The 11,143-nt window shown below is 68.4% G+C and carries 8 protein-coding genes; all 8 read left to right on the plus strand.

What is annotated here, in order from left to right; all coding sequences use genetic code 11:
* Positions 1–85 precede the first annotated feature (85 nt).
* Complete coding sequence (map, locus tag SFB74_RS17275; protein WP_432725442.1) at positions 86–910, plus strand: type I methionyl aminopeptidase; 825 nt, start codon at positions 86–88, stop codon at positions 908–910.
* A 22-nt stretch (positions 911–932) separates the two neighbouring features.
* Positions 933–3,539: a [protein-PII] uridylyltransferase gene (locus SFB74_RS17280; RefSeq protein WP_432725443.1), complete on the plus strand. Its 2,607-nt coding sequence runs from the start codon at positions 933–935 to the stop codon at positions 3,537–3,539.
* A gap of 28 nt (positions 3,540–3,567) precedes the next feature.
* On the plus strand, positions 3,568–4,605 hold the full coding sequence (locus tag SFB74_RS17285) for a sensor domain-containing diguanylate cyclase (protein WP_432725444.1): 1,038 nt from the start codon (positions 3,568–3,570) through the stop codon (positions 4,603–4,605).
* 321 nt (positions 4,606–4,926) lie between these two features.
* Positions 4,927–5,325, plus strand: a complete 399-nt coding sequence (gene bcsD / locus SFB74_RS17290) for a cellulose biosynthesis protein BcsD (RefSeq protein ID WP_432725445.1) — start codon at positions 4,927–4,929, stop codon at positions 5,323–5,325.
* The gene (locus tag SFB74_RS17295) at positions 5,322–5,804 is read left to right on the plus strand and encodes a hypothetical protein (RefSeq protein ID WP_432725446.1); all 483 of its coding nucleotides are present in this window, start codon (positions 5,322–5,324) and stop codon (positions 5,802–5,804) included. The genes bcsD and SFB74_RS17295 overlap by 4 nt, the downstream gene beginning before the upstream one ends.
* 2 nt (positions 5,805–5,806) lie before the next feature.
* Complete coding sequence (gene bcsQ / locus SFB74_RS17300; RefSeq protein WP_432725447.1) at positions 5,807–6,619, plus strand: cellulose biosynthesis protein BcsQ; 813 nt, start codon at positions 5,807–5,809, stop codon at positions 6,617–6,619.
* Positions 6,616–8,784, plus strand: coding sequence for a UDP-forming cellulose synthase catalytic subunit (bcsA, locus tag SFB74_RS17305; protein ID WP_432725448.1), 2,169 nt, complete (start codon positions 6,616–6,618; stop codon positions 8,782–8,784). Before bcsQ ends, bcsA begins: the two co-directional genes overlap by 4 nt.
* Positions 8,781–11,138: a cellulose biosynthesis cyclic di-GMP-binding regulatory protein BcsB gene (bcsB, locus tag SFB74_RS17310; RefSeq protein ID WP_432725449.1), complete on the plus strand. Its 2,358-nt coding sequence runs from the start codon at positions 8,781–8,783 to the stop codon at positions 11,136–11,138. The genes bcsA and bcsB overlap by 4 nt, the downstream gene beginning before the upstream one ends.
* Positions 11,139–11,143: the final 5 nt, after the last annotated feature.

An 11,143-nucleotide genomic window follows, 5' to 3' on the forward strand; every position in this document is an offset into this window, starting at 1 on the left:
TCAAGGAATCGAGGCTGATGACCGCTGACTGGGGTCATCCGCGTTAACCCGGGATTTTAGCCGGGCCAATGGGATAATTCGGGGCATGAGCATTAACTACAAAGACGCTGCAGGCATCGAAGCCATGCGGGTCGCCTGCCGCCTGGCCTCCGAGGTGCTGGACTACCTCACTCCCCTCATCAAGCCCGGCATCACGACCAACGATGTCGACCGGCTGGCCGCCGAGTACATGGTCAAGCAGGGCACCACCTCCGCCACGGTGGGCTACATGGGCGCGAGCAGCGTCCCGTTCCCGAAGTCGCTGTGCACCTCGGTGAACCACGTGGTGTGCCACGGCATCCCCAATGACAAGCCCCTGAAGAAGGGCGACATCATGAATGTCGACGTCACCGTCATCAAGGACGGCTGGTTCGGCGACAACAGCCGCATGTACGTGATCGGCGACGCATCCATCGCCGCCAAGCGCCTGTGCAGCATCACCTTCGAGGCCATGTGGCACGGCATCCTGCAGGTGCGCCCCGGCGCGCACCTGGGCGACGTGGGCCACGCGATCCAGAAGTTCGCCGAGGGCCAGGGCTTCTCGGTGGTGCGCGAGTTCTGCGGCCACGGCGTGGGCCAGCGCTTCCACGAAGAGCCCCAGGTGCTGCACTACGGCCGCCCGGGCACCATGGAAGAACTCAAGCCCGGCATGATCTTCACCATCGAGCCGATGATCAACGCCGGCAAGCGCGACGTGAAGGAAGACTTCAAGGGCGGCCAGTACGACGGCTGGACCATCGTCACGCGCGACCACTCGCTGTCGGCCCAATGGGAGCACACTGTGCTCGTCACCGAGACCGGCTACGAGGTGCTGACGCTGTCGGCCGGCAGCCCACCGCTGCCCTCCTTCGTCACCGCCACCAAGACCTGACGCGGCAACGCGTTCCCCGCCCGTGATCGAAGCAGCCAACATCGACGTGGCGACGCTGCGCGAAGCCTATCGCGCGAAGAAGCTCGCCCTCTTCGACACCCTGCGCTTCGCGCGCGCCCCCACGCGCAGCGTGCACACGGTGCTGCGCCAGCTCTCGGCGCTGGCCGACGAGACGCTGTGCACCCTGTGGCGCGAGGCCGGCTTCGGCGACTCGCTCACGCTGGCGGCCGTGGGCGGCTTCGGGCGCGGCGAGCTGTTCCCGTATTCCGACGTCGACGTGCTACTGCTGCTGCCGCCCGAGGACGAGGCAGGCTGCATCGAGCCGGCCCGCATCGAGGCCTTCATCGGCCATTGCTGGGACGCGGGCCTCGAGATCGGCTCCAGCGTGCGCACTGTGGAAGAGTGCCTGGCCGAGGCCGAGAAAGACGTCACCGTCCAGACCTCGCTGCTCGAGGCACGCCTGATCACCGGCGACAAGAAGCTCTTCACCGCCTTCCGCCGCCGCTTCTCGCGCGCCATCGATCCGCAGGCATTCTTCGTGGCCAAGTCGCAGGAAATGCGGCACCGCCACCAGAAGTTCGACAACACGCCCTACGCGCTCGAACCCAACTGCAAGGAATCGCCTGGCGGCCTGCGCGACCTGCAGACCATCCTCTGGATGACCAAGGCCGCGGGCTACGGCAACCGCTGGGACGACCTGGCCAAGAACGGCCTGGCCACCTCCTTCGAGGCGCAGCAGATCAAGCGCAACGAGGCCCTGCTCTCGCTCATTCGTGCCCGCCTGCACGTGATCGCGAACCGGCGCGAAGACCGGCTGGTGTTCGACCTGCAGACCGCCGTGGCCGCCAGCTTCGGCTACGAAAGCGAATCGCAGCGCAAGTCGAGCGAGGCGCTGATGCGGCGCTACTACTGGGCCGCCAAGGCGGTGTCGCAGCTCAACCAGATCCTGCTGCTCAACATTTCCGAGCGGCTGCAGCCCAGCGACGAGCAGCACACGCCCATCAACGAGCGCTTCTACGAGCGCGCCGGCCTGATCGAGATCGCCAGCGACGACCTCTACGAGCGCGAGCCGCACGCGGTGCTCGAGACCTTCCTGCTCTACCAGAAGACCATCGGCGTGAAGGGCCTGTCGGCGCGCACGCTGCGCGCGCTCTACAACGCGCGCCACGTGATGGACAGCAAGTTCCGCAACGACCCGGTCAACCATCAGACCTTCATGCGGATCGTGCTGCAGCCCTACGGCATCACGCACGCCTTCAGGCTGATGAACCAGACCTCGGTGCTCGGGCGCTACCTGCGGGTGTTCCGCAGCATCGTGGGGCAGATGCAGCACGACCTGTTCCACGTCTACACCGTGGACCAGCACATCCTGATGGTGCTGCGCAACGTGCGGCGCTTCTTCATCGCAGAGCACGCGCACGAGTACCCGTTCTGCTCGCAGCTGGCGGCCGGCTGGGACAAGCCCTGGATACTGTACGTGGCCGCCCTCTTCCACGACATCGCCAAGGGCCGCGGCGGCGACCACTCCACGCTGGGCGCGCGCGACGTGCAGCGCTTCTGCAAGCAGCACGGCATCGCCCGCGAAGACGCGAAGCTCATCGAATTCCTGGTCGCCGAGCACCTGGTGATGAGCCAGGTCGCCCAGAAGCAGGACCTGAGCGACCCCGAGGTGATCGGCGCCTTCGCCAAGCGCGTGGGCAACGAGCGCTACCTGACCGCGCTCTACCTGCTGACCGTGGCCGACATCCGGGGCACCTCGCCGCGCGTGTGGAATGCCTGGAAGGGCAAGCTGCTCGAGGACCTGTACCGCTACACCCTGCGGGCGCTGGGCGGCCGCATGCCCGACCCGGACGCCGAGGTCGAGTCGCGCAAGCGCGAGGCGCTGGTGCAGCTCGCCCTGCACGCCCAGCGCTTCGAGGCGCACAAGGCCCTGTGGGACACGCTCGACGTGGGCTACTTCATGCGCCACGACGCCACCGAGATCGCCTGGCACGCCAAGCAGCTCTCGCGCTTCGTGCCGCCGCCGAACGTGCCGATCGACCCGAAGGCGCCGCCCATCGTGCGCGCGCACCTGTCGCCGGTGGGCGAAGGCCTGCAGGTGGTGGTCTACACGCCCGACCAGCCCGACCTGTTCGCGCGCATCTGCGGCTATTTCGACCAGGCTTCCTTCAGCATCCTGGACGCCAAGGTGCACACCACGAGCAATGGCTACGCGCTCGACACCTTCCAGGTGGTGACTACCTTCCTGCCGGACCACTACCGCGACCTGATCAGCATGGTCGAGTCGGGCCTGGCGCAGACGCTCACCGAGGCCGGTGCCCTGCCCCCGCCCAGCATGGGCCGGGTGTCGCGCCGGGTGCGCAGCTTTCCGATCAAGCCGCGCATCAGCCTGCTGCCGGACGACAAGGCGCAGCGCTGGCTGCTCAGCATCTCGGCCAGCGACCGCGCCGGCCTGCTGTATTCGGTGGCCCGGGTGCTGGCGCGCCACCACCTGAACCTGCAGCTCGCCAAGGTCACGACGCTGGGCGAGCGGGTGGAAGACACCTTCCTCATCAGCGGCCCCGAACTGCAGGGGCAGAAGACGCAGCTGGCCATCGAAACCGAATTGATGGAAGCACTGGCATCCTGAAGTACCGGGAGCCCTCAAAATGTCGGCCATGGAATTCCTGATCGAACAGCTATCCGAATCGGTCTCCTCTGCCAAGACGCTGGAAGACCTCGCCCGCCCGATGCTCGAGATGCTCGAGGCGGCAACCGGCCTGGAATCGGCCTACCTCACGATCATCGAGCCCGAAAAGGCCCGCCAGCACATCCTCTTCGCCCACAACACGAGCGAGCTGACCATTCCCGAAGGGGCCTACGTGCCCTGGGCCGACACGCTGTGCCGCCATGCTCTGGAAGAAAACCGCATCTACGCCGACGATGCCGGCGGCTGCTGGGGCGACGCCGACGCCGCCCTCGAGCTGGGCATCCAGTCCTGCGCCAGCGCGCCGGTCAGGCTCGACGACGGCAACCTCCATGGCGCGCTGTGCGTCGCCAGCGCGAAGCAGATTCCGCTGCCGGCCATCGCCGAGCCGGTATTGCGCCTGTTCGCCAAACTGATCAGCCAGCAGGTGGAACGCGAACAGATGATCGCCAAGCTCGACAAGGCCGGCATCGAGCTATCGACCAATGCCGCGACCGACGCCCTCACCGGCCTGCCGAACCGCCGCGCCCTCGTCGACGCGCTGCAGCGCATGCTCGCGCAAGGCGCGCGCAGCGCCCAGAGCGTGCTGGTCGGCTTCATCGACATGGACGACTTCAAGAAGATCAACGACGCGCACGGCCACGGGGTCGGCGACGAGTTCCTGGCGGCCATGGCGAAACAGCTGTCGGGCTGCGTGCGCGCGAGCGACATGCTGGCGCGCTTCGGTTCCGACGAGTTCGTGGTGATCGGCCTGGGCCCCGGCCTCGGCGAATCGCCGCGCACCGGCGCCATGGCGCTGGGCGACCGGCTGGCGGAGAACACCATGGGCGAGCTGCGGCTCAAGAACATGACGATCGACTACCCGGGCGCCAGTGTGGGCGTGGTGGCGGTCGACCCGCGCACCACCTCCGCCGAGGAAGCCCTGCGGCAGGCCGATGCCGCCATGTACGCGGTCAAGCACAGCCGCCGCAACATGCCCCATCACGCCGGCGAAGCCATTTCGGACTGAGCCGCCGGGCGGGCGCCCCCGCTGCGGCGCCCGAGCTCGTCCCCGATCAGGCGGGACCGCAGCTCCCCAAAAAAAATCTGAATCCGATCGCCCCTGCGCGGCGTACAGGCTCGTTGCCCGACAAGGGCTGGGGCCCAGGTCGTCCCCGAATTCATACAGTCGGGCACCTCAAAGGCAGTCCTTTCGTACTAATTAGTTCACATTTATTGTCAATGGTTAACTGATCCAAGAGAATGCCTCGGCATGGAAACTGGTGCGACGTTTATTGACTATTACGAAAAGAAATCCTGCAGCGCGCAATGGTTGGAATTCAACCGCGGCATGGCCGCCGAGTTGAGCGCCGGATTGCCTCCGGAGGACCTGAGGCAGCTTTTCTTTCGCATCGGCCAGCGTCTCGCGCATGCCCTGCCGATCGCGCCCTGCCGCACGCTCGGTGAACTGCAGGACCAGTTCAACGCCCGCTGGGACGGTATCGACTGGGGCTTCGCCGTGCTGAACGAAGAGGCCGACGGCGTCGCCATCACCCATGCCTGCAGCCCGGTCGCCGCCGCCTTCGGGCCCGAATCGACCGACTGGAGCGTCGGTTTCTTCGAGGGCGCCTACCAGACCTGGTTCGAGGCGCAGCACATGCCCCCGACGCTGCGCGTGCACGCATTGCAGCAGCCCGCGGCCGAGCCTGGCCCGCGCATCGACCTGCGGCTTTCGAAGGTGAGCGCATGAGCTCGGAAGAACACATGCCCGAAGACATTGCCGGCCTGTTCGGCAAGTTCGGCGGCAACGGCAACGGCTACAGGGAGTTCGCGGCACCCGACGCCGAGGCGCCGCGCGTGTGGCCGCTGCTGTCGGGCGAGAAGATCGCCCACTCGCCGGCAGTTGCCGCGCCGTCGCCTGCTCCGGTGCCAGCTCCTGTGCCCGCATCCGTTCCGGTCGGCGCCGCAACACCGGCACCCGCGTCCTCGTTCGCACGGGCTCCCGTTCCCGCCGTGGCCCCGCTCCCTGTCTTCGCGCCCCCGCCGGTCGCCACGTTCGCGCCCGAGCCTTCGCCCGCTCCGGCCGCTCCGGTGATGCCTTCGGCCGGCGTCGGCCCCGGCTCGGATTCCGCGCCGACGCCGCTGGAGCAACTGTTTGCGCGCCTGGACGCGCCGCAAAGGCCGGCCGCGGCGCCGGGCCCCATGTCACGCTGGCGAAGGCCGACGTGACGATGGTTGTCATCCCCGTCATCTCCTCCAAGGGCGGCGTCGGCAAGACGACGATTGCCGCCAACCTCTGCACCGCACTCGCGCAGTGTGGCCGGCAGGTGCTGGCCATCGACCTCGATCCGCAGAACGCGCTGCGCTTCCACATCGCCAACGAGCCTCAGGCCTGTGACAGCGGCCTTGTCGAGGCCGCCACCGGCCTGATGCCGTGGGCCCGCGCGATCCGCCCCGCGCACGGCGGCGTCATGCTGCTGCCCTTCGGCGAAGTCGACGACGAGCGCCAGATCGCCTTCGAACAGCAACTGGCGCGCGCCCCCGGCTGGCTGGGCGACACCCTGGCGCGCTTCGGCCTGCCCGCGGACACGCTGGTGGTGCTCGACACCCCGCCCGGCCCCTCCGTCTACCTGCAGCAGGCGCTGCGCGCGGCCAGCTTCGGCGTGGTCGCGGTGCTGGCCGATGCCGGCTCCTTCGCCACCCTGCCGATCGTCGAGCGCATGCTCGACAAGTACGCCCGCCCGCGCGCCGGCTACCTCGGCACCGGCTACGTGGTGAACCAGATCGACCCGGGCAAGCGGCTCAACCACGACGTCTTCGAGCTGCTGCGCCAGCGGCTGCGTCCCGAACTGCTGGGCATGCTGCACCTCGACCAGGCCGTGCCCGAGGCGCTGGCCTCGGCCGCGCCGGTGCAGCGCTACGCGCCCATGAGCCAGGCGACGCAGGACATCGACTCCTGCGCCGAGCGCCTGCTCGAACGCATCGACACCGCGCGCCAAGCGGCGTCCTTTCCCTCCCTGCGGACCACGGAAACGAACCGATGAAACACGCCCAGTCCGCCGCCCCGGCGCAGCCGGCGCCCAAGCCCGCCCCCGCGATCCTGCGGCTGCTGCCGGTGCGCATCCTCGGCTGGATCGTCGCGCTCACGATGCTGCCGGCGCTGATCATCGCGCCCATGACCTTCGAGCAGCAGATCGTGCTGTCGGTGGGCATCTTCGCGGCGGCACTCGTCACCAACCGCTTCCGCGGCCGCTTCGCCAGCCTGGTCCTGATCTTCCTGTCCGTGGTCGTGTCCTCGCGCTACACCTACTGGCGCGTGACCGAGACCATGTTCATGGACAACCCGCTCGACTTCGTGCTGGGCGTGGGCCTGCTGATGGCCGAGCTCTACGCCTTCGTCGTGCTGCTGCTGGGCTACGTGCAGACCGCCTGGCCGCTGGAGCGCAAGCCGGTGCCGCTGCCCGAGAACCCGGCCGAGTGGCCCACCATCGACCTGTTCATTCCGACCTACAACGAGTCGCTGTCGGTGGTGCGCTCCACGGTGCTGGCCGCGCAGCTGATCGACTGGCCGCGCGACAAGATCAAGATCTTCGTGCTCGACGACGGCCGGCGCGAGGAATTCCGCGTGTTCTGCGAGCAGGTCGGCGTGACCCACGTCACGCGCGACAACAACCGCCACGCCAAGGCCGGCAACATCAACGCCGCGCTGAAGAACACCACAGGCGAGTTCGTCGCGATCTTCGACTGCGACCACATTCCCACGCGCTCCTTCATGCAGATCGCCATGGGCTGGTTCGGGCGCGATCCCAAGCTGGGCATGGTCCAGCTGCCTCACTACTTCTTCTCGGCCGACCCCTTCGAGCGCAACCTCGACACCTTCGGCACGGTGCCCAACGAGGGCGAGCTTTTCTACGGCCTGATCCAGGACGGCAACGACCTCTGGAACGCCACCTTCTTCTGCGGCTCCTGCGCGGTGCTGCGCCGGAACATCGTGGAAGAAGTCGGCGGCATCGCGGTCGAGACCGTGACCGAGGACGCCCACACCGCCCTGAAGATGCACCGCCTCGGCTACAACACCGCCTACCTGGCCCTGCCGCAGGCCGCGGGCCTGGCCACCGAGAGCCTCTCGGGCCACGTGGGCCAGCGCATCCGCTGGGCGCGCGGCATGGCGCAGATCTTCCGCATCGACAACCCGCTCTTCGGGCGCGGGCTGCACTGGGCGCAGCGCCTGTGCTACGTGAACGCGATGCTGCACTTCCTGTACGGGCTGCCGCGGCTCATCTACCTGACGGCGCCGCTGGCCTACCTGTACTTCGGCGCGAGCGTGATCCACGCATCGGCGTCGATGATCTTCGCGTTCGCGCTGCCGCACATCCTGCACGCCAACCTGACCAACAGCCGCATCCAGGGGCGCTTTCGCTACCTGCTGTGGAACGAGGTCTACGAAGCGGTGCTGGCCTGGTACATCTTCCGTCCGACGCTGGTGGCGCTCATCAACCCCAAGCTGGGCAGCTTCAACGTGACGGCCAAGGGCGGCCTGATCCAGGAAGAGTATTTCGACAGCAGCATCGCCAAGGCCAGCCTGGTGCTGCTGGCGCTGAACTTCGTGGGCGTGTGCCTCGGCGTGTGGCGCCTGACCTGGGTCGACTCGCAGCACATCGCCACCGTGTGGCTGAACCTGGCCTGGACGGTCTACAACCTGATGATCCTGGGCGCCTGCGTGGCCGCGGCCAACGAGTCGCGCCAACTGCGCGGATCGCATCGTGTGGAACTCAGCCTGCCGGCCACGCTGTACTTTCCGGACGGCCGCTCCCTGCGCTGCAACACCTTCGATTTCTCCAGCGGCGGCCTGGGCCTCGAGCTGCCCGAGGACATGAAGCTCGACCTGGAAACCCCCGTCGAGGTGGCGCTGTACCGCAACGACCAGGAATCGCGCTTCGCCTCCACCGTGCGCTTCAGCAACGGCAAGCGCCTGGGCCTGAGCTTCGTGCCGATGAGCTTCGCGCAGGAGCGCGCGCTGGTGCAGTGCACCACCGCCCGCGCCGACATCTGGGCCGCGCGCTGGGGCAACCACCCGCGCGTGCCGATCCACCGCGTGCTCGGCCACATCATCAGCATCAGCGGCACGGGCTTCCGAGACATGTTCAGCCATTACTACCGTGCGGCCGCCTCGCGGCTGCGTCCTGCCAAAGCGAAGGAATCCACGTGACGAACCACGTGACGCCCACCCAGCGCGCGCATCGCCGCGCCGAGCCTCCCGTCAACGCGGCATCGCCCTCGTTCGCCTCCCGCGCCGTGGCGCTTGCCGTGGCCCTGGCCGCGACCGGCGCCGCGTTCGCCCAGCCCCGGCCGGCCGAGCCGCAGGCTGCGGCGGCGGCACCTCAGGCACCGACTGCCCCCATCGCTGCGGCTGCTCCTGCCGGCGGCGCGGTACGCGAACTCAACCTCACGCAGCTGGGCATCGACTACGCGGTGCAGCTGCGCGGCATCAGCGGCACGGTCGGCATCCCGTTCAACGTGCGCGCCGACGAACTGGTGACGGCCGCATCGTTCAAGCTGAACTACGCCTACTCGCCATCGCTGATTCCGGAGCTTTCGCACCTGAAGGTCACGGTGAACGACGTGCTGGTGGCCACGCTGCCGGTGCCCACCGCAGGCGCGGGCCGGCCGCAGACGGCCGACATTCCGATCGACCGGCGCCTGATCACCGAATTCAACCGCATCAACGTCGAGCTGATCGGCCACTACACCCGCGAGTGCGAGGACCCCGCGCACACCAGCCTGTGGGCGCGCATCGACGCCACCAGCTCGCTGAAGCTGACGGTGGCGCCGCTGAAGCTGGTCAACGACCTGGCGGCGCTGCCGCAGCCCTTCTTCGACCGCCGCGACGTGCGCCGCGCGCGCATTCCCTTCGTGTTCGGCACGGCTGCCTCGGGCCCGGTACTGGAGGCCGCGGGCGTGGTGTCGTCGTGGTTCGGCGCACTGGCCGACTATCGCGGCGCGACCTTCCCGGTGTCGGCGGGCGACCTGCCCACGGGCCACGCCGTGGTGTTCGTCACGCCGGAATCGAGCATTCCGGGCCTCACGCTGCCGGCGATCCGCGGACCGGGCCTGGCGATCGTCGACAACCCGCGCGACGCCAACGGCAAGCTGCTGCTGGTGATGGGCAGCACGCCCGCCGACCTGCGCACCGCCGCGGCCGCGCTGGCGCTCAACGCCAAGGCATTCGCGGGCGCGACCGCCTCGATCACCGCCTTCCAGGAGCCGCCCGCGCGCAAGCCCTACGACGCGCCGCGCTGGGTGCCCAGCGACCGTCCGCTTCAGCTGGGCGAGCTGGCTTCGGCGGCCGACCTGTCGGTGACGGGCTACAACCCCGACGTGGTCCGCGTGAACCTGCAGCTGCCGCCCGACCTCTTCACCTGGCGCAGCCGCGGCATTCCGCTCGATCTGCAGTACCGCTACACGCCGCGCGTGCGGCCCGACCAGTCGACGCTGAACGTCAACGTCAACGAGAACTTCGTGGGCGGGCTGCCGCTGCGCTCGGCCAACCCGGCCGGCGACCGCTGGTGGAACCCGCTGGCCGTGAAGCTGATGCCCGACGGCACGCTCGCCGAGCGCAAGGAAGTGATCCTGCCGCCGCTGGCCATGGGCCCGCGCAGCCAGCTGCGGCTGCACTACTACTTCGAGCCCGTGGGCGGGCGCTGCGTGCCGCAGCTGGACAACGTGCGCGGTTCCATCGACCCGACCTCGAAGATCGACGTGTCGGGCTTCCCGCACTTCATCGCGATGCCCGAGCTCGCCGCCTATGCCAACGGCGGCTTCCCGTTCTCGCGCATGGCCGACCTGTCGGAAACCGCCGTCATCCTGCCGGACCAGCCCGCCGGCAGCGACACCGAAACCTTCCTCGGCCTGCTCGGCCAGATCGGCCGCACCACCGGCTACCCAGCGCTGCGCGTGAAGGTGGGCCGCTCGGCCGAGGCGACCCAATGGGCTGATAAAGACCTGCTGGTGATCGGCAACCTGCAGAACCAGCCCCTCTTCACCCAGTGGGCCGACAGGATGCCGCTCAAGCGCAACGGCAACGCGCCCGAGTTGAAGCTCAACAGCTGGATCGACAACGCCATCGACTTCGTGATCGGCGCGCGCACCCGCGAAGACCTGCCGGGCTCGATGCAGATCTCGGTGAGCGCCGACGGCCGCGACGCGGTGCTGGCGGGCTTCGAGTCGCCGCTGCGCAGCGGCCGCAGCGTGGTCGCGGCCATCACCAACAGCGAGTCGAAGGACGCGCTGCTCAACGCGCTGATGACGCCCGACCTGCTCAAGAGCGTGCAGGGCAGCATGACCATCGTGCGCGACACGCAGGTCAACAGCGTGCTCGGCGAAGACACCTATTACGTCGGCCGCCTGCCGCCCATCGCCTGGGTGCAGTGGCATCTCTCGCGCAGCCCGCTGATGCTGGCCGGGCTGGTGATCGTGCTGGCGCTGCTGGGCGCGGCCGTGTCGTACGCGGGCCTGCAACTGCGCGCGCGCCGCCGGCTGGCGGTGAAGGCCAAGGGCAAGTAAGGAAC

It is taken from the genome of Variovorax xiamenensis (assembly GCF_050916385.1).
Classification (GTDB): Bacteria; Pseudomonadota; Gammaproteobacteria; order Burkholderiales; family Burkholderiaceae_C; genus Variovorax.

Coding starts and splice junctions, on each gene's coding strand:
- map (WP_432725442.1), top strand. CDS start 86: ATGAGCATTAACTACAAAGACGCTGCAGGCATCGAAGCCATGCGGGTC.
- SFB74_RS17285 (WP_432725444.1), top strand. CDS start 3,568: ATGGAATTCCTGATCGAACAGCTATCCGAATCGGTCTCCTCTGCCAAG.
- bcsD (WP_432725445.1), top strand. CDS start 4,927: ATGGCCGCCGAGTTGAGCGCCGGATTGCCTCCGGAGGACCTGAGGCAG.
- SFB74_RS17295 (WP_432725446.1), top strand. CDS start 5,322: ATGAGCTCGGAAGAACACATGCCCGAAGACATTGCCGGCCTGTTCGGC.
- bcsQ (WP_432725447.1), top strand. CDS start 5,807: ATGGTTGTCATCCCCGTCATCTCCTCCAAGGGCGGCGTCGGCAAGACG.
- bcsA (WP_432725448.1), top strand. CDS start 6,616: ATGAAACACGCCCAGTCCGCCGCCCCGGCGCAGCCGGCGCCCAAGCCC.